Origin of the sequence: Yoonia maritima, assembly GCF_003003285.1 — a bacterium.
Classification (GTDB): Bacteria; Pseudomonadota; Alphaproteobacteria; order Rhodobacterales; family Rhodobacteraceae; genus Yoonia; species Yoonia maritima.
This window is the reverse complement of record NZ_PVTP01000009.1, coordinates 102,147-121,656: the sequence shown is the minus strand read 5'-3', so window position 1 is coordinate 121,656 and position 19,510 is coordinate 102,147. Positions and strand designations below refer to the sequence as shown.

The 19,510-nt window shown below is 53.8% G+C and carries 18 protein-coding genes; 3 read left to right on the top strand and 15 right to left on the bottom strand.

The genetic code is table 11. The annotated features are described in order from the left end of the window. Window positions 1-5 precede the first annotated feature (5 nt). The 15 genes from CLV80_RS13410 to CLV80_RS13340 all read right to left on the bottom strand — a co-directional run bounded on the left by CLV80_RS13410 (window position 6) and on the right by CLV80_RS13340 (window position 15,571). Complete coding sequence (locus CLV80_RS13410) at window positions 6-1,820, bottom strand: feruloyl-CoA synthase (RefSeq protein WP_106358440.1); 1,815 nt, start codon at window positions 1,818-1,820, stop codon at window positions 6-8. A gap of 5 nt (window positions 1,821-1,825) precedes the next feature. Further along, window positions 1,826-2,305: a MarR family winged helix-turn-helix transcriptional regulator gene (locus CLV80_RS13405; protein WP_106358439.1), complete on the bottom strand. Its 480-nt coding sequence runs from the start codon at window positions 2,303-2,305 to the stop codon at window positions 1,826-1,828. Between the two features lie 9 nt (window positions 2,306-2,314). Then, the gene (locus CLV80_RS13400) at window positions 2,315-3,637 is read right to left on the bottom strand and encodes a TRAP transporter large permease (protein ID WP_106358438.1); all 1,323 of its coding nucleotides are present in this window, start codon (window positions 3,635-3,637) and stop codon (window positions 2,315-2,317) included. Next, a complete protein-coding gene (locus CLV80_RS13395; protein ID WP_106358437.1) occupies window positions 3,637-4,173 on the bottom strand; it encodes a TRAP transporter small permease in 537 nt (178 codons plus the stop codon). Before CLV80_RS13395 ends, CLV80_RS13400 begins: the two co-directional genes overlap by 1 nt. 7 nt (window positions 4,174-4,180) lie before the next feature. Next, complete coding sequence (locus tag CLV80_RS13390; RefSeq protein WP_165793382.1) at window positions 4,181-5,221, bottom strand: TRAP transporter substrate-binding protein; 1,041 nt, start codon at window positions 5,219-5,221, stop codon at window positions 4,181-4,183. A 45-nt stretch (window positions 5,222-5,266) separates the two neighbouring features. Further along, the gene (locus CLV80_RS13385; protein ID WP_279338302.1) at window positions 5,267-6,046 is read right to left on the bottom strand and encodes a crotonase/enoyl-CoA hydratase family protein; all 780 of its coding nucleotides are present in this window, start codon (window positions 6,044-6,046) and stop codon (window positions 5,267-5,269) included. Window positions 6,047-6,055: 9 nt separating this feature from the next. Next, window positions 6,056-6,820, bottom strand: coding sequence for an SDR family NAD(P)-dependent oxidoreductase (locus CLV80_RS13380; RefSeq protein ID WP_106358436.1), 765 nt, complete (start codon window positions 6,818-6,820; stop codon window positions 6,056-6,058). A 293-nt stretch (window positions 6,821-7,113) separates the two neighbouring features. Beyond that, window positions 7,114-8,172 (bottom strand): 3-carboxy-cis,cis-muconate cycloisomerase, encoded by a 1,059-nt coding sequence (locus CLV80_RS13375; RefSeq protein ID WP_106358435.1) that lies wholly within the window; start codon window positions 8,170-8,172, stop codon window positions 7,114-7,116. Beyond that, the gene (gene pcaD, locus CLV80_RS13370) at window positions 8,165-8,947 is read right to left on the bottom strand and encodes a 3-oxoadipate enol-lactonase (protein WP_106358434.1); all 783 of its coding nucleotides are present in this window, start codon (window positions 8,945-8,947) and stop codon (window positions 8,165-8,167) included. Before pcaD ends, CLV80_RS13375 begins: the two co-directional genes overlap by 8 nt. Window positions 8,948-8,958: 11 nt before the next feature. After that, window positions 8,959-9,798 carry a 3-oxoadipate:acetyl-CoA acetyltransferase gene (locus CLV80_RS13365; protein ID WP_106358433.1) on the bottom strand — a complete coding sequence of 280 codons (840 nt, stop codon included), beginning with the start codon at window positions 9,796-9,798 and terminating at the stop codon, window positions 8,959-8,961. Between the two features lie 68 nt (window positions 9,799-9,866). Beyond that, window positions 9,867-11,753, bottom strand: a complete 1,887-nt coding sequence (locus CLV80_RS13360; protein WP_106358432.1) for a bifunctional sugar phosphate isomerase/epimerase/4-hydroxyphenylpyruvate dioxygenase family protein — start codon at window positions 11,751-11,753, stop codon at window positions 9,867-9,869. 1 nt (window position 11,754) lies between these two features. Beyond that, complete coding sequence (locus CLV80_RS13355) at window positions 11,755-13,038, bottom strand: TRAP transporter large permease (RefSeq protein ID WP_106358431.1); 1,284 nt, start codon at window positions 13,036-13,038, stop codon at window positions 11,755-11,757. A 1-nt stretch (window position 13,039) separates the two neighbouring features. Continuing rightward, window positions 13,040-13,567, bottom strand: a complete 528-nt coding sequence (locus tag CLV80_RS13350) for a TRAP transporter small permease (protein WP_106358430.1) — start codon at window positions 13,565-13,567, stop codon at window positions 13,040-13,042. Window positions 13,568-13,635: 68 nt separating this feature from the next. Continuing rightward, window positions 13,636-14,643, bottom strand: a complete 1,008-nt coding sequence (locus CLV80_RS13345) for a DctP family TRAP transporter solute-binding subunit (RefSeq protein WP_106358429.1) — start codon at window positions 14,641-14,643, stop codon at window positions 13,636-13,638. A gap of 43 nt (window positions 14,644-14,686) precedes the next feature. Continuing rightward, window positions 14,687-15,571 carry a shikimate dehydrogenase gene (locus CLV80_RS13340; protein WP_106358428.1) on the bottom strand — a complete coding sequence of 295 codons (885 nt, stop codon included), beginning with the start codon at window positions 15,569-15,571 and terminating at the stop codon, window positions 14,687-14,689. 137 nt (window positions 15,572-15,708) lie between these two features. Here CLV80_RS13340 and CLV80_RS13335 point away from each other — a divergent pair, with 137 nt between their 5' ends. From CLV80_RS13335 to dctP, 3 genes are all read left to right on the top strand, one after another. Beyond that, entirely contained in the window at window positions 15,709-16,368 is a 660-nt protein-coding gene (locus tag CLV80_RS13335; protein ID WP_106358427.1) for a TetR/AcrR family transcriptional regulator, read from the top strand. A gap of 228 nt (window positions 16,369-16,596) precedes the next feature. After that, window positions 16,597-18,150: a phosphate ABC transporter substrate-binding/OmpA family protein gene (locus CLV80_RS13330; protein WP_106358426.1), complete on the top strand. Its 1,554-nt coding sequence runs from the start codon at window positions 16,597-16,599 to the stop codon at window positions 18,148-18,150. A 160-nt stretch (window positions 18,151-18,310) separates the two neighbouring features. Beyond that, the gene (gene dctP / locus CLV80_RS13325; RefSeq protein ID WP_106358425.1) at window positions 18,311-19,357 is read left to right on the top strand and encodes a TRAP transporter substrate-binding protein DctP; all 1,047 of its coding nucleotides are present in this window, start codon (window positions 18,311-18,313) and stop codon (window positions 19,355-19,357) included. Window positions 19,358-19,510: the final 153 nt, after the last annotated feature.

Below are 19,510 nucleotides of genomic sequence, written 5' to 3'. Positions count from 1 at the left end.
GCTCCTTAAACGCGGATCAGCGCGGGGTCTTCGTTGTCGTACAGGCGCTCAAGCAGGGTGGCACGCCGCGTCATGATTTTGCGGACATTCAGCGACCCTTTGTCAGTAACTTCGGCATCTTTAAGCGACGGTGGCTCGGCCAAGATTAGCGCGCGGCTGATCCGCTTGGCGGAACCTGTTGCGGCCTTTGCCATGTCTCGCAAACGTTCCTCGATCTGCGCTTGAAGGATCGGATCAATGACCGCACCATCGGACGTATTGTCGCCATGCACTTGATCGGGACGCGGAAAAACGAACAGCCCAATCGCATCGCGATCATGGCCACAGATGACAACATCTTGGACAAGACCGCGAAGCCCATCCAGTGCATCCAACCGCAGCTTACCCGCCTGCACCCATGTACCTGTCAGCAGTTTGAAATCCTCGGACACGCGACCGTCAAATTTTAGACCGCGTTCAGGATCGTCATTGTCGACAAAGCGCATAGCGTCGCCAGTCAGCAAGAAACCATCTTCATCAAATGCCTCTGCTGTTTTGACACTATCGGCAAAATACCCGGGCATAATGTTCTGCCCTTTGACGCGCACTTCGCAGCGCATTTCATCATCGGGCAGTAGTTTTACTTCGGTGCCCGGCAGCGGAACACCAACAACACCCGAGCGCCCGATGGGTTCGTGAAGCATGATCGTAGCAGGCGCGGTTTCGGTCATACCCCAGCTAGAAATCATCAGTGGCAACTTGCCACGTACTTCTAACGCCATTTCCTCGAGCCGGGTCCAGACGTCTTGGGGCAGCGATGCGCCTGCATAGAAAATCATGTCGAGGTCTTTGAAATATACCTCGCGCAGGGCGTGGTTGGTTTCCATTTCGGCAACCAACATCGCAAAGCCAACAGGGACATTGAACGACAACGTGCCGGGGCGTTCGATGATGCTGCGAGCGGTCTCGGCGAACAGTTTCTTGGTCGGCTTACCAGCATCAATGGTCAGCGTTCCACCATGGGCCAGCATCATGTTTACGTTATGCGATCCGCCGAACACATGGTTCCACGGCAGCCAGTCACAGATGCGCGGTGCTCGTTCTTTGATAAACGGCAGAACCGAGGCCATCTGCGATTGGTTCGCGCACATCATACGTTGGGTGGTCAAAACTCCCTTGGGGTCGGAAGATGACCCCGACGTAAACAGAATTTTCGCGACTGTATCAGGACCAGTCGTCGCCAACAGCGCGTCGGCGTCGTGACTGTCATCACCTGCAAGCAGTGCTTCAAAGCTGGTTACTGCGCCCGGCGCCCCGTCAGTTTTCGACGCAACAATCTCAACCTCGTCCAGCTGAGACAACGCCAATGCAGCAGCATATCGTCCTGCATCATCGACGAATGCCATCGCCGGTTTGACCTTGTCCAAAACATAGATCAAGCGGCCGTGCGCCTCCGGGATGAGCGAGTACTGTTCGGCCAGCGGTACGGTCGGAACACCCGCATATTGGGCCCCGAACGACAGCAATGCGTGATCAATCGAGTTGCCGGACATAATAACAATCGGCGTTTCCTGCCCCATGCCACGACCGGCCAGCGACGTGGCAATCGCACGTACAGCGGTAAGTGCCTGCGCATAAGTTACTTCGCGCCACGCGTCGCCCGCACGTTCAGCTAAAAACACCGTGTCGGGGGTTTCACGGGCCCACTTGTGCAGCCAATCGGCTGTCCGATCCACGACTGGATCCAACGGAATTTTTGACGTTAAGATTAGGTTATCACCCGCCTGCGTCATTTCCACCGCATGAGCGCGTAAATTCAGGCCAGTTATCTTGTCCGTCATGGTGTTTACTCCTTGGCCCGTTCGGCGCGCAGTATGACCCGAGATAGGAGATCACGAATTTGATCATTATCTTCGTCAGTTAAATCAGTAAAAAGGCGGTCTTCGTGTGCTTGAATTGCGGCCTCGGCCTGCTGCCAAAGCCGACCACCTGCTGTCGTCATAAACAGCGCATTGGTGCGGCGATCACCCGCAACTGGCTTACGCTCAATCGCACCGATCCGTTCCAGTTCATCAACGACCGCAACAACCCCGGACCGTTTGATTTTCAACACATCCGATAACTTCGTTTGCGATATACCGGGGTTAGCAGCCACAACAGCCAACGGTGCAAATGTACCCACCCGAAGCCCAAGCGGAACAAGGGTTTCCGTCATGTCTTCATGTACAACCAACAACGCGCGTTTGATCCGGTATCCGGTAAACTGCTGCAGAAACCGATCTGCAGCAGTGTCTTCGGAAACGTCATCCTTAGGCGTATCGGACATTTCGTCCTCCTAATTGGCGACCAAATCGACCAGCCAGTAACTAAGCACTGGAAAGGCGATAAGGATGGCTATGCGGATAAATTCGGCCATGATGAACGGAATTGTACCGCGAAAAATTTGCGTCATTGGGATATCTTTGGCCATCGCGGAAATGACGAATAGGTTCATCCCCACCGGCGGCGTAATCAGCCCCATTTCCACCACAACAAGCGAGATGATTCCGAACCACATCGCCTGCTGTTCAAAGGTCATCCCGAAATCAAGCGCCATGACGGTCGGAAAGAACACCGGCACAGTCAGCAAGATCATCGAAAGGCTGTCCATCAGGCAACCCATCACCAGATAGAACGCAACGATACCCAACAAGACCACCATTGGCGCGATGTCCGAGGTCGCAAAGTATTGCGCGACTTCCATCGGCATCCGGCTTAGCGCTAGCGCAACGTTGAACAGGTCCGCACCAAACACGATCGCAAAGATCATTGCGGTTGAACCCGCCGTGTCGATCAGGCTGTTCAGGATGGTCTTTGGTGTCAGGCCGCCTTTGATTGTGCCCAGCACCAGCGTCAGAACAACGCCAACCGCAGCGCCCTGCGCAGGCGTAAAGAACCCGCCATAGATACCGCCCAGAACCACAACGAAGATCACCATGACGTGCCAGATATCGGCAAGCGCCAGCAGGCGTTCTTTCATGTTTGACCGTTCGCTTGTTGGACCCTCTTCAGGGAACAGGCGGACGTAAATAGAAATCGCGATGATAAAGCCGACAACGGCCAGAATGCCCGGCACAGTCGCCGCAAGGAACAGTTTGACGATGTTTTGTTCGGTCAACAGCGCATAGATAATCAGCACAACTGATGGCGGGATCAGAATACCCAGCGTACCACCCGCAGCCAGCGAACCAGATGAAAGCGCGCCGGAAAACCCGTGCTTGCGCATTTCTGGCATCGCAACGCGTGTCATCGTTGAAGCAGTGGCAAGCGACGATCCCGAAATAGACCCGAACAAAGCGCAACCTGCGACCGCGGCCATGGCCAAACCACCGCGAAGATGGCCGATCCACGCCCGTGCGGCGTTAAAGATCGATGCGGAAATTCCAGAGTTGGTCGCCAAGTGACCCATCAAGATGAACAGCGGCACAACCGACAGATCATATGACATGAATTTGTCGACCCAAGCCGTGCTGAGATAGGCCTTTAGCCCTGCTAGCGAACTAAGCTGTATATAGCCAAAGACACCGACCAGCGCCATAGCGAGCGCAATTGGAACCCGCAGGAAGATAAGAATGAACAACCCAACAACAAGAAGAAGGGCAAGTGTAAACGGGTCCATTATTTGGCCTCCATCGGGATAAGGCGCGGCATGAACACCGATAGGCCCATAAGTGCGGCAACGATTGCGGATAGTCCGGTGCCAAATACGGCCGGAACGTAAACCCACCAGACAGGTGCACGCAAAAGCATGGTCTTGTCACCGTAACCGTGGATTTCTTCGAGCCCGACGCTTAACCGCCAAGCAAGATAAGCCCAGCCCAAAGCAAAAAACAGCGTCCAGACGGCATCAACGGTCGTGTTGATTGCCCCCGGTAGTTTGCTTGTGAACACGTCGACCATGACGTGCCCTTTTGTCAGTTGGCACAACGGCAAAAACAGCGAGGCGCTCGCGGCGCAGGCCAGTTCGACAAGTTCGAATTCGCCGCGCACAGCGCCGAATCCAAGGGTGCTGGATAGCACCGAATACGTAACAACAAATGCCGCTCCGAAAATCACCAGCCCGCCAATCGCAGCGCTAGAGATGCAGACGGCATGCAAAAGCCGGTACAGGAGAGAGTTACTCTCTCCTGTCTGGTGAACAATCGGTTCAGACATGATCAGATCAGCCTGCGTCCAGCAGTTCGTTTGCGCGTGCCATCACAGCAGCACCGTCGTGGCCCATGCCGTTCAGCTTTTCGATCCACGCTTCGTGGACCGGCGCTGCTTCTTCCTGCCAAGACGCGATTTCTTCGGCTGGAATTTCTACGATTGTGTTGCCTTGTGCTTCGACAGCAGCTTTACCGCCTGCTTCGAATACGTCGAACTGTGCGCCCAAACGCTGTGACAACTGCATGCCGGATGCAGCATCAACCGCAGCACGGATATCGTCAGACATGCCTTCGTATTTTGCTTCGTTCATGATGAACGCGAAGGTGTTCGAATACAGACCGCGTGACGCAGGTGCCGGGGCAGCAGTGTAAGATGTCAGTTCCTGTAGTTTGAATGCAGGCACAACTTCGTATGGTAGGCAGCAACCGTCGATCACGCCGTTGGACAGGCCAACAACCATGTCAGTAACTGGGAAGAACACGACCTCTGCACCAAGTGCAGTCAGCATGTCACCGGTAGACTGGTTCGGCGCGCGCAGTTTCAGACCTTGCAGGTCCGCTTTGCTAAGCACAGGCGCGTTGCGTGTGTGCAGCTTGCCGCCATCGTGTGTGTGGAACGCCAGTGGCTTGATGCCGCGGTATTCACCTTGGCCGAATTCATCCATCAATGTGTGCATCGCAACTGAAGACTTTTCAGCGTTGGTCACCATGAATGGGTTCGACATTGTTTCAGCGATTGGGAAACGGTCAGGTGTGTAAACTGGCAGTGTCCATGCGATATCACAGATACCTTGACGAACCTGATCAGCAAGCTGTGGCGGCTTACCACCCAATTGCATTGCTGGGAAGATCTGCACTTCTACGGCACCGTTTGTAGCTTCGGACAGCTCGGCGGACCACACCTCAAAGAACTGTTTTTGCATTGGTGCGACAGGTGGCAAGAAGTGGTGCAGGCGCAGCGTCACTTCGGCGGCGTTCAGATTAGAAACAAGCGCGGGTGTCGCAAGCGCGGCCCCCATCGAAGCAAGTGCCGTACGGCGTGTCATTGTTGTCATTTAGTTTCCCCTGTTTTGGAAAAGATAGCTTCTTGGTTTCCCGGATTACCGGAAAACAGGTTTTCTTTTTTCTAAGAATGCCTTGAGCCCTTCTTCGGCATCCGCACTGGTCTGAGAGACCGCTGCGGCAAGACTTTCGGTAAACAATCCATCACTACGAGACATATCTGAAATCCGGCTAATCGCCTGAATCATCATATAGTTGGAAAGCTGCGCATTGCGCGCGATCTTTCCAGCAAGTTCACGGGCCAAAGGCAGCGCCTCGCCCTCACCTACGGCATAATGGGTCAGACCCATCGCCAGGCCTTCTTGGGCGTCATATTTGCGCCCAGTCAGCATCATTTCACACATCCGGTCAGCACCCAGAATGCGGCCAATCCGAACAGAAGCACCGCCACCAACGTAAATTCCACGCCGCCCTTCGGGCAGTTGGAAAATGGTAGACGGTTCCGCAATACGCACATGCGTCGAGGCAGCCATCTCAAGCCCGCCACCAATCACAGCACCAAACATGGCCGACACAACTGGCAAGCCAGAGAACTGGATCGTATCCATGACCCGGTGCCAGTTACGCGAATGGCGCATCGTGCCTTCAGCATCGCGCGCAACATGTTCAGAAAGGTCCAACCCAGAACAATAGTGCCCCGCGGTGCCGACCATAATCACAACACGCACGCCTTCGGGCGGCTTTGCAAAGAACGCATCGATGTCATCAAGCAGTTCATCGCACATCGCGTTCCGCTTGGCCGGACGGTTCATCGTCAAAGTGGCAATCGGGCCATCAACGTCAATCAATAGAACAGGTTCTGTAGGCGTGTTGGACACTATTTTTCCTTACTTAATCGGCATACGCGCAGCGGCATCAAGACGGATCACCGTACCGTTGAGCATGGGGTTCTCGACGATGCTTTGCACCAGTCGGGCATATTCATCGGCGTCGCCCATCCGTGATGGAAACGGCACCGCTTTTAGAATTTCTGAACGGGCGTCGTCTGGCAGGCCTGCGCTCATAGAGGTTTCAAAAAGACCCGGGGCAATCGCCATAACGCGGATGCCAAACCGCGCAAGTTCACGCGCAGCCGGCAAAGTCATGGAAACGATCCCGCCCTTTGATGCAGAGTAGGCGGCTTGGCCGATCTGCCCATCTTCGAAAGCAACTGACGCGGTATTGATAATCACGCCCCGTTGCCCATCCGTGTTGATCGGGTCAGCGGCGGCCATCGCGCGCGCTGCGATATTCATTACCGCGTAGGTCCCCAATAAATTAACGCGCAAAGTCTTTTCGAAACTATCGATTGTCAGGCTACCGTCGCGCGGCAAAATACGGCTGGCAGTGCCAATTCCTGCGCAGGACACGACGACCCGCGGCACCCCGATCTCAACGCCGATTTTTTCAAAAACGGCCTCTACTGCAGCGCTATCGGAAACATCAACGGCATATCCAATACCGTCAATTTGGGACGCAATTTCGCTCGCAGCGTCGCCGCTAAGATCAAGACAAGCCACTTTTGCGCCAAGTTGTGAGAAACGTTTTGCAGTCGCAGCGCCTAGGCCACTGCCCGCACCGGTCACCACAACGCAAGTATCCACTAGTGTCATTATCGTCCTCCCTGCCGGAAAGCTTCATCATCCGAATTGTTATGTCAATGAACAATTGAACTCGATACTCAGACCGCGGCAGCGCGAGCGATACAACCCCTAAGCGCAAAACACATTTTTACTATTCCTATAAAGAACTTACGCTCAGCATAGGTCAACAAAAAATATTATAAATTTTGCAGTGCAGCAAAGGTTATGCAGGCGCAGAAACAGTCGGCGCGCCTTCGAATGCAATCCCTAATTGTGGATCGAAAGCACGCGTTCGCCTGGAACATCGATCAGCACGTTTCCGCTTAGGCGGCTGTACCGATCCGTGTGATCTGGTCGCTAAGGGTCTTTGCGGCGGACAAACTGCGGGCAGTTGCCAGCGCCATCTGCGGCAGAATCATCCATTCGAGTGTCCAAGCAGCGCCGGACCGTTCTTGCTCGTGAATCATCGCATTGTGTATTCCAGCAACTTGGGTCGCATTGAAACGCGCGAGCGTGACAAGCAATTCGGCCAGAACAGGGTTCTGTTTATGTGGCATGGCAGATGAACCGCCGCCGCCATCCATCCCAATCTCACCGACGCCTTGCTGGGCCATAAGACAAACGTCCTGGCCCATCTTGCCCAAGCTACCGCTGATCAGAGACAAAAGTCCCGCGTATTCGGCGATGCCATCACGCATAGCGTGCCATGCCCGTTCTGGATTTTGGAGACCTAACTGCTGCGCCATATCAGCGGCAATCGCAGTTGCATTTTCACCCAAAGCAGCGCGGTTCCCTGCGGCACCGCCAAGCTGCAGGCATTCAACACGCGGTTGGATCTGTGCAAGTCGTTCCTGATGTGCCTCAAGCGGCTGCACCCATGTTTCCAAACGGTCCGCCACAGTGATCGGTACGGCCGCCTGCATACGCGTCCGGCCCATCATTTGGTTTTCGCCAAACTGGGCAATCAGATTGCGCAGCGCAGCGACCAAACCGGTCAGACGTTTCCGCAACAGTGCGTTGAATTCCTGAACTGAAAGGGCCAGCGCAGTATCGATCACATCTTGCGATGTCGCACCGCTATGCACCGCCTTGGCGTTATCACCTGCCAGTGCTTTCAGTTGCGCGACCAATGCTGGAACCGGCAAGCCATCTCGGCCCGATCCGACCTGTAAATCAGCAATGTCAGGCGTAAAGCCGGCCAGCTGATCCGCGACCGTTGTAGCAACGTCTTCGGCCACGACCCCAGCACGACCCAGCGCGCGCGTGAACGCGACTTCGAACGCCATCATATGCGCCAACTGACGGTCAGGGCCAAAGATCGCACTTGCCTCTGCATCGCTCAACAGGCCGCTAAGCCACGGGTGGTTAAAAACGTCAGTCATTGAGCGCGCCTCGCATGTTAGTGACAGTTGCCGCCACCCGTTTAGGGACCTCAATACACGGCAGATGTCCAACACCTTCGATCACTTCCAGCGTCGCACCTTTGATCATCGTGGCAAGCTCTTGCAACAATGGAACAGGCGTCGACATATCCGCTGTCCCCGCAACACAATGGGTCGGCACAGTAAGCTGGGCGGTTTGTTCACGGTAATCCGTGTCGCGGATTGCAGCACACACACCTGCGTAACCCACAGCCGAAGTGCGCACCAACATGTTGCGATACCCAGCTAGCCCCGCTGGCTGCGTCGAAATATAGCCCGGCGAAAACCAGCGTTCCATAATCGTATCTGCGATTGGCTCGATGCCATCTGACTGCACGGCGTTGATCCGGGCGTTCCAACCGTCGGCATCGCCAATCTTTGCCCCTGTGCAGCATAGAACCAGCCCCGAAACCAAATCCGCACGCGTTGCGGCCAATCCCTGCGCGATAATTCCGCCAACTGAATCCCCACAAATCAGAGCATTCTTAATCTCCAACTGGTCCATCAACGCGGCAACATCAGCGACCAAAAGGTCCATGGTGATCTCTGCGTCGTCGCTAAGGCCATGACCGCGCTTATCCATACAAAGCACCGGCGTATCACGGTCCATATCGGCGATGACTTCGTCCCAAATGCGGAAATCCGTTCCGAGTGAGTTCAGAAATACCACAGCCGTGCCGGAACCCGCCCGATACCGGTAGTGTAGCGTCACATCGTTTACATTAGCGAATGGCATTTGTTCGGTCCTCAGGCTGTTTCGACTTTGCGCAGGCCCAGGATGTCGCGGGCTTGCTGCCAGGTCGCAACCGGGCGTTCGTATTTTTCGCACAGGTCCACGGCCCGCTGCACCAAGGCTGCATTGGACGATGCCAACGTGTTGCGATCCAGGCGCACGTTGTCTTCCAATCCAGTTCGCGTATGCCCGCCTTTAGCAATAGACCATTCATTGATCGTAAGCTGCGCCTGTCCGATCCCTGCAGCACACCACTGCGCATCGGGCGCAAGGCGCTTAAGCGTTTCGATATAGAAATCGAAAATCGGCTCGTCCGCTGGCATCGCGTTCTTCACGCCCATCACGAACTGCACGTACAATGGCGACTTGAGCCGCCCATCGGCGGCCATGCGGGTCGCCTGTACGATGTGGCTTAGGTCGAATGCTTCGATCTCTGGCTTGACGTCATAGGTTTGCATTTCAGACGCCAACCAATCGACCAGATCGGGGCTGTTTTCATACACCCGCGTTGGGAAATTGTTGGACCCGACAGACAGCGACGCCATATCTGGACGCAGCGAAAGCATCCCGCCGCGATCACGCCCCGCACCTGAACGGCCACCAGTGGACAGCTGCACAATCATCCCGGAGCAGTGTTTTTCCAACCCTTCCTTAAGACGCGCAAAGCGATCAGGATCCGATGTTGGTTTACCTTCGTCATCACGGACGTGACAGTGGGCAATAGTCGCCCCTGCCTCGAATGCTTCTTGCGTGCTTTCGATTTGCTCGGAGATCGTGATCGGCACTGCCGGGTTATTTTCCTTGGTCGGAAGAGACCCAGTAATTGCGACGCAGATAATGCAAGGATTAGTCATAGTGCCCCCAAAAGTATTTGCGCCAATTAAATCAGGTTCATAGCCAGACCACCAGTGACACGCGGGACTTAGGCTTTTGGCATACCTTTAGGACGCATCAGGCGTTTCTGCGCGGCAATGCGGAAAGGCGCATTTGGTGCACCGTAACCCGCATAGCCACCTTTGCGTTGAACGATCTCAAAGAACATTCCGCCCGCATATGGTTGCGAATAGAACTGATAGAACGCGCCATTGGCATCTTCGTCATACAGAATACTGCCAGCCTTTAGCTTGGCCAGCTTTTCGTCGGACAGCGTGAACCGCGCTGCCAAATCGGCATAGTAATTGTCGGACATCGGTAGCGGCTTGAAGCCACATTCGGCCATCGCGTCCCGTGTCGCAAAGATATCATCGGTGGCAAGCGCGATATGCTGAACCGACGCGCCAAAGCTATCGGCAAGGAAGTTCCCCGCCATGGTGCGATGCGTTTCAGCCCCGTTTAGCGTGATACGGAAACTGCCGTCTTTGGTCTCTAATGCTTGGCTGCGCACCAACCCGTCAGGGTCGACCACGTCAAACATCGGCGATTTCCCCATGCTGAACAACGACGTGTAAAACAGTGACCAGCTTAGCATCTCGTCATAGCTCATGGTTTGGGCAAGGTGGTCGATACTGCGCAAACCCGCGCCAGTACCGACATTTTCATCCGACGTGAATTCGACCGACCAAACGTTGGAAAGACCGCTTTCTTCGTCAATGAAATGCATTACTGATCCGGAAAGCCCACGGATCGCAGGGATATCCAATTCGCCGGGGCCGACTGGTTGATTGAACGTGTTCGCACCAAGCGCCATCGCACGCGCCACTGTCGCAGCGGCATTGTCGACAGAAAGGCCAATATCGCAAACTGTGGTGCCATGCATGGTGTAGGCGCTGCTGGCATAGCCTTCGGTTTCGCGGTTGACCACGATCCGGACATCGCCTTGTGTCCACAGCGCGAGGTTCTTTGCAATGTGATTGCCCGCCTTTTCAAAGCCCAGCGTTTGCAGCATGGCCTCTAGCTGTTCGGCCTCGGCCCCACGCGATGCGAATTCCACGAACGAAACACCGTTTACCCCAATACGTGGGGGCATTGCAGGCATATCGACGGTCACGGTGGGTTCTGTACGACGTACATCATCCATCAACGCGATCAGTGAACGGTGGCCGTCCTTGGCAATCGTTGTCGGGCTACCACCGCGGAATTGGTCGTTGAAGATTTCAAGACTGATCGGGCCGCTATATCCGGTTGCCATGACAGCTTGCATGAAACCTGTAACGTCCAAATCGCCCTCGCCCGGCATGTTCCGGAAATGGCGGGACCAGTACAGCAGGTCCATGTCAATCAGCGGTGCATCAGCCAGCTGTACAAAGAAAATCTTGTCGCCCGGCACACTGCGGATCGAATTCGGGTCTAACTTGCGGGAAAGCGTATGAAAGCTGTCAACAATCAGCCCAACGTTTTCATGATCAGCACGGCGCACGATTTCCCATGCATCGCGGTGATCATTAACGTGCTTACCCCACGCCAATGCCTCATAGCCAACACGCAACCCGCGTTTTGCAGCGCGTTCGCCCAGTTCATGGAAATCGGCAGCTGCCCGGTCGATGCCACCGATAGCCTCGGGATGACAAGACGAACAGATCAGCACCAAATCGGTGCCGAGTTCCTGCATCAAGTCGAACTTGCGCTCTGCACGATCAAACGCTTTGGCGCGCAACGGTTCTGGCAGGCTTTCGAAATCGCGGAAGGGTTGGAACAGCGTGATGTCCAGCCCCATGTCGCGGATCATATTGCCCACTTCGCGCGGACTGCCGTCATGGGCGATAAAGTCCTGTTCGAAAATCTCGATCCCGTCGAACCCTGCCTTTTGAATGGCATCCAGTTTTTCAGGAAGGCTACCAGAGATAGAGACCGTGGCGATCGAGGTTTTCATGTTAGTATCCTAATGCGGTTGGCAGCCAGGTGACTGTTTCAGGCACGAAAGTCAGAACAAGCAGAACGGCAACTTCAACCAAGAAGAACGGCAAGATCGCTTTGGTCAGTCGGGCCATCCCGACCCCGGCTATCCCTTCGGCAACGAATAGACACAACCCAAGAGGTGGGGTGATCAGACCAATCATCAGGTTAAAGATAACCAAAATTCCGAAATGCACAGGATCGATGCCAAAGCTCACGGCGATTGGGTGCAGGATTGGCACAAGCACCAGCATCGCAGCGATGCCTTCTAGGAACAGGCCGACGAACAAGAACAGAATGATCACAGCAATTAAGAAGGTCGTTTTGCTATCAACGTTACCCAACACCCAATCCGTCAGCATGTTTGGCACACGGTTATAGGTCAGCAACCAGTTCGCGGCAGATACAGCAGCGATGATGATCATAATAACCGCACTATCGCGCATGGCTTCGGTGAACAGACGCGGCAGGGCGGAAATCTTGATCTTGCGGTAAACAAACGTACCGATGACAAGCGCATAAGCCACAGCAAAGCTGGCAGCCTCGGTCGGGGTGACGACCCCCATCAGGATCGAACCGACAACAAACACCGGCATCATCAGCGGCAAGATACCACCAAGCAGGGCTTCACGTGCGGGCTGTTTTTCTTCGTTCAGGGCAGCGGACGCCGCGTTGATCTTTTTCATGTCGACGGTCAGCATGACGTAGACGGACAAGAACACAGCCAGCAACAGCCCCGGAATGATCCCAGCCATGAACAATGCAGGCACTGAAACACCCGTTACGATCAACGCATAGATGATGACAGGAATAGACGGCGGGATAATCGGACCGATAACAGATGACGCGGCAGTCAACGCGGCAGCATAGGCGCGGTCATAACCGTGCTTTTCCATTTCAGGGATAAACACACGACCGATCGCAGAGGTATCAGCAACCGCAGACCCAGAAAGACCAGCAAAGATAACAGAGGCCCAGATGTTCACCATCGCGAGGCCCGCCCGCATACGGCCAACAAGGACATTCGCGAATGCGATAATCCGGCCAGTGATACCGCTTTCGTTCATCAGCTCTCCGGCTAGAACGAACAGTGGGATAGCGAGCAGCGGATAGGAGTTCAGACCATTGAATAGCTCTGTTGCGACGATACGCAAATTGTATGGCGCGTCGCCTGTCGCCATAAAGTAAGAAAGCGAAGCAAGGATAGCAAAGGCAATCGGCGCGCCAATCAAAAGGCCCGCGATCAAGATAACGTAGATCATATTATAGTCCCCGCAGCGCGGTTGCACGCTCGATGAATTTCAATACGGCAGCCAGCGTGATCATCGCGCCGCCAATAACAAGCGCGTATTGGTATGGTCCAAGCGTACCAAGCGCATCTAGCGCCTTGATACCGGTCACATCACCCAACCAACGCGACAGGCCAAACATACCCGACGACATCGTGTCACCACGGCGTTCAACAAACGCCAGTGCAGAAAGAACAAGCATCACACCGGTCACGGCCATCAGCACGTCACCAAGGATAAACATGATCGTCTTGCGGCGTTCATTCAGAAAATCGATCACGATTGTGAAACGGATGTGGCGGTCTTGCATATAGGCCAGCGCGACACCGAACATGACACCGTAAACGGCAAGGTAAACGGGCAGTTCTTCACCCCATTGGACGGATTGCCCGACAGTGTAACGGCGCAATGAATTTACAAAGATGATTACAAAAACCAGCCCCATTGATAGGCCAGCGCCCCAACCGAATATTCGGCTTACGAGTGAATTCAGTTTGGTCATTTGGCTGGCTCCTACATGGCTCGTAGTTCGGCAGGCGGCACCTAGATGCCGCCTACCAAAGTGTTTCTTTACTGTGCCGCAGCAACAGCAGCTTGCAGTTGGTCGATCCAAGCAGCGTCGTCACCAAGCTCGCCGCGCAGGAATTCTACTACAGCTGGCTGTGCTTTTTCAGCAAACATTGCCAGTTCGTCAGCAGTCGGAGAGTAAATCTGCATGCCTTCGGCCTGAACAGCCAGAACGCCTTCGGCAGATGTCCACTGCTGGATCGAACGACCCATGTTACCTGCAACAACTGCCGCACGTGCAACAACTTCTTGCTCTGCTGCTGTCAGCGACTGGTAGAATTCGTCGCTGATGACAAGGAAGTCAGCCGCGTAAACGTGGCCGTCCAGTGTCATGTACTTTTGCAGCTGGTGCAGGCCGTTGTTGTAGATAACGCCAACAGGGTTTTCCTGACCGTCAACAACACCAGTAGAAAGCGCGTTTGGCAGTTCTGTCCATGCGATTGGTGTTGGCTCACCGCCAAGACCGCTTACCATTTCCAGGTACAGCGGGATAGGCTGCACGCGGAACTTCAGACCTTCCATGTCTGCGGGTGTGCGAATTTCACGTGTGTTGTTTGTGAAGTTACGGAAACCAGTTTCGCCGTACGCCAAAGTACGCATGCCAGTCTGCTCTAGGCAGTGCTCGCCCAGTGCTTCGCCGAATTCACCGTCAAGAACATCCCAAGCAACAGTCGCGGATGCGAATGTGTAAGGAATGTCTAGAACAGATGCTGCTGGGCATGCTTTGGACATTGCGCCAGAAACGATCGCCATTTGCAGCAGGCCTTCTTGAACCTGACCAACCAGTTCGTCTTCGTTGCCCAAAGCGCCGGCTGGGAAGATCTCAACTGACAGACCGGTTTCGCCTTCGACGATGTTACGGAAAATCTGTGCTGCAGCACCTTTCTTGGAGCCTGTCCATTCGTCTGGATCAACGTGCGCGATGCGAATGGTTTGCGCCTGTGCAACAGATGTCGCAAGCGCCATAACAACCGCTGTAGAAACGGCGATGGATTTAAATGTGAAACGCATGGTATCCTCCCTTTTGCGTGTAGTACTGCTTTCGCAGCGTCGTTTATGAGGTCATAGCCTCAAAAGTTGCTTTCATCCGGGCCGCATCTGGCTGACGCCCGGTGAAAAGTTCGAACGCTCGTACAGCCTGATAAACGGCCATTCCTGAACCGGGCAGCACGCGGCAGCCTTTGGCACGCGCGGCGGCCAACAATTCAGTTTCAAGCGGAAAATATACGATATCTGCAACCCACATCTCGGGGCGCAGCAGCGACACGGGGTAAGACGTGCCCGGTAACTTGGCCATTCCGACAGGCGTCGCGTTCACGATACCATCAGGAACAAGGTCTAGCATCTCCTTAAGATCAGCTACATCAACGGTGACACCTTCGTGTCCCGCAGCAATTTGAGTTTGCAAAGCAACAGCGCGACCATGGTCGCTGTCGGCGATTGTCAGACGCTGAACACCCAAAGACGCAAGCGCATGCGCAACGGCGACACCAGCACCCCCTGCCCCGATCTGCAAGACATGGTTAAGGTTTGCGCCGGGCATGTTTTGACGAAATCCCTCTTGGAAACCCACTTTGTCGGTGTTGTGACCAATCCGCTTACCGTCTTTGAACACAACTGTGTTCACCGCGCCAATCGCGCGTGCATTGTCTGAAAGGCCATCTAATAGCGGCATAACGTCAATTTTATATGGAAACGTGATATTAAGACCGGAAAATCCACAAATCTCTGCGGCGTCAATTATCTGTTGGAGCGGGCGGTCACCGCCCGGAAACTGGTCAACATCAAGCAACTGATAGATGATCCGCTGACCCTGCGCGGCACCTTCGGCCATGTGCATCCGTGGGGTACGTGAACTTTGAATTCCGCGCCCAACGAGCCCGATAACCAAATCATCGTATACGCCAGAATCAACTGCGATGGATTGTTGCGATGTCATTTACGTCCTCCCACCCCAACGAATCCGAACCTTGCCCGCTGGAACAAGCGCAATGAACCATGCGGTTAATTGCCTGTCAATCGCTTTGAACCAATCGGTTAATTGCGAAGGGCGTAAATTGCGGCTAAGGATGTCACATGACAGCCGAAGCAAAACCCAAAGCCTCACGCCAACGTGCAACATGGAAGCAAGACCCCGAAGCCGTGAAGGCCGACATTCTACGGGTTGCCCGAGAAGAATTTGCAGCACACGGGCTGTCGGGCGCGCGCGCGCAAGAAATTGCTTCGCGCACCAAGACGTCAAAGCGGATGATCTTTTACTACTTTAAAGACAAGGAAAGCCTGTATCGTGAGGTACTTGAGCAAGCCTACCGTGACGTACGGAACGGGGAAAAAGCCCTAGAACTTGAAAACCTAGATCCTGTTGCCGCACTGCGAAAACTGGTGTCCTATACATTTGATCACCACCGCCAAAACGAAGATTTCATTCGTCTTGTCATGATCGAAAACATACATCGTGGATCACATGTTGCAGCTTCCGAAACCATAAAGGCAGGCAATTCTCCTGCGGTTGAACAGCTTCAGGAAATTTTAGAACGCGGAATGCAACAAGGCATCTTCAGAAGCGACATTAACCCGCTACAGCTCCACTGGAAGATTAGTGGCCTGTGCTTTTTCAATGTATCCAACGAATCAACTTTTTCCGTAATTTTTGGCAATGAGATTGCCACACAAGAAGGTCAAATTGCCCTCAGAGACGACGTTGTTCACACAATTGTTAACTCTGTTCTCGTTTAACGTCAAAGTCGCCGCGCCGCGTTATTTCACGGATAGGCAGTAATCCCTGCTTAAAATTCGGCAGTTTACCAAGCACGGTAGCGGTGAAGTTGCGTAGCGCTGTGTCACTAATGCTGCGATTGCAAAAAACCCACCCTATACCTAATATCTGCCAAGTTTTCGCCGCATTCATCGCACAGTCACAGACGCGATAAGAAAACAATTTAAACAAAATCAAGGGATTGTAATATGGTGACGTTGAACAGGTGTTTCTGGGTAGCCCAAGCTGGTCTACTGGCAGCTGTGCCTGCCATGGCCGAGGTTACTCTCGAATCGATGGACCGAACAATTCGTGTTTCGGGCGAACTAATCAAATTCGAAAACGATCAGTACACGATCGCCTCTGGGCTTGGTCAGCTGGTAATCGATAGTGATAAAGTGACGTGTAGCGGCGAAGATTGCCCCGAACTCGCAGATGAGCTGAACCAGCTGATCCGTATCGCGTCCACCCCTGCGTTCACATCCGAGCTGCTGCCAGAGCTGATGGAAGAACTGGCCACGCAAAGCGATGCGAGCCTCCAGCTTGTCGTGCAACAAACGACGTCTCAGTCAGGTCTTATTCTTGGCGAAGGCGGTTTGCTATACGGTAACTTCCAGATTCACAGCAGCGACACGTCCTCTGCGTTTGATAAACTGTATAACGGCGAAGTCGAAATTGTATTCTCAGAGCGCCGTGCAACAAATACTGAGGTCGAACGCTTTATTGATGCCGGCCTTGGCAACTTGAATGACCCAGAAAACGAAACTATTTTCGGTCAAGATGCGCTTGCTGCGGTTGTCTCCCCTGAAAACCCAGTAAAATCCATCAGCGTCGCGCAAACCGAAGCCATCTTCTCTGGCCAGATCCGAAACTGGAATGAAATCGGAGGATCAGACCTACCGATCCAACTATATGTCCCATCTGATGGCGGCGAATTGTCTGACTACTTTACACGCGCAATTCTGGATCAAAACTTCTCATCCTTCGCACCGAACGTTGACCGTACTCTCAACTCTGATGAACTGGATGCACTGGTCGCAAACCAGCCGGGCGCGATTGCACTTCTTTCTACAGCAGACAACAAACTTGCACGTCCGGTACGCTTGGCGTCAGCTTGCGGGATCATCTCTGAACCAGACACATTCGCAATCCGGTCAGAAGACTACCCACTCAGCCGTCGTTTGTACGCATACACAACCAATCGCGTTTCGCCGTCACTACTGCGTCGTATGATTACCATCATGCAAAGCGCCAAGGGACAAAGCATCGTAACCAACGCTGGTTTCGTAAGCCTTGATTCAGAAACTGCGACACTGGACGCATTTGGTCAGCAATTAGCGTATTCCTTGGCTGCCCCAGAACAAGGCGGCGAACTGTACAACATGCAACAGTTCACACGCGAAGTTTTGAATTCTGAACGTCTGTCGACGACTTTCCGTTTCTCTAGCGGGTCCAGCCAGATCGATAACAAAGCGCGTGCCGATGCGATCCGTCTTTCAGAACTACTTGAACGCCCTGAATACGAGGGCATCGAAATGCTGCTGATTGGCTTCACCGATTCCATCGGTAAAAGCGAATTGAACACAGTTCTATCGCGTCGTCGTGCTGCGCAAATTCGTGATGAAATTCTGGCAGCAAGTGCTGGTCGAATTGATCCAAATGCGATCACCACGTTAGGCTTTGGTGCTGCATCTCCTGCTGCGTGTAACAATGATGAAGACGGGCGCCAAATCAACCGCCGCGTTGAAATCTGGCTTCGCTAAGCACGCTAACACTGGGTCGCGCTATAGTTGTGATGCTTCGTATGATAGGATTTAGAAACCACATGACGAAGCTCGCAACCACCGGCCCTATTTTAAACACGAATGTGCCGCCACTTTGCCAAAACCAAACGCGAAAGTGCCCGTCACAATGGAGACGTAAATGAATAAGACGCCATTCCAGATTACACGTCGTAAGTTGTTGTCCACGACAACTGCTGCGATGACGACAACGCTAGCGACGCCAGGCATTCTTCGTGCTCAGGCGGTCAATACATTGACCATGTCCGTTTGGGTTCCCCTGCAAGGTGACGTTGCCCAGAACCTGTTTTACCCATGGGCCGAAGGCATTGAAGAAATCACCGATGGCCGGGTCAAGATCGACATCCTGCCAAGCCCGATGGGCCCGCCACCTGCGCATCTCGAACTGTTGCGGTCGGGTCAACTTGACGTTGGGTTTAGTATACACGGCTATTCACAAGGCGAATTTGCACGCGCAAAGATCGGACAGTTTTCGTTCTTGGGCGACGCTTATGGGGCGTCTCAGGCGTTCTCAAAGGTTTATGGTCAACTGCTACGTGGTTCTGAGGAACACACTGGCATTACACTGCTTGGATTGTTCCAACACGGCCCTGGCATGTTGATGTTGCGTGACAAAGTCGTAAGAACAGCCGAAGATTTCCAAGGGCTGCGCGTGCGGACATCAGGCGGCTATATCTCTGGACTTATGTCGGATTTAGGCGCGACCAACGTACCAATGTCGCCGACTGATGCACGGCAGGCATTGATCGATGGAACAATCGACGGCGTATGCTTTCCTTTTGAAGGCGCGAAAGCATTCAACATCGTAGACCAGATCACATATGTTTCCGAAATCCCAAGCGGGTATTATAACGCGACCTGGTTCCAAGGCATGTCAAACGCTGCAGCGGCGCGACTACCTGCCGAAGATCTCGCTTTGATCCGCAGCTATTCGAATGAAATGATCCCTGTTCTTGCGGCCAAGGCGTTCGACTACGCTGACTACATTGGCAAAGAGCAGCTTATCGCAGCAGGCATCGAAATCGAAACAGCCCCACAAAGCGTCATCAACGCGGTTAAGGACGTCGCAGCCAACTACGAATCCGCATGGAGCGCTGAAATGGCAGCGTCTGGTTTCGAAGGTGAACGTGCGCTGGCATTTACACGGCGCTTAACCTCAGGCGGTTAAGTTTGCGTATGGACACGCGCAAAAACAGCAAAAGCAGCCCAATGGGCTGCTTTCTTGTTTCGACTACCACGTTGCAGGTACACCGCCCATCGCACTCACGCCGTAAGCGGACGGCAACATCTTTGCTGCATCCAGATCGTTGTGCCCTTTGAA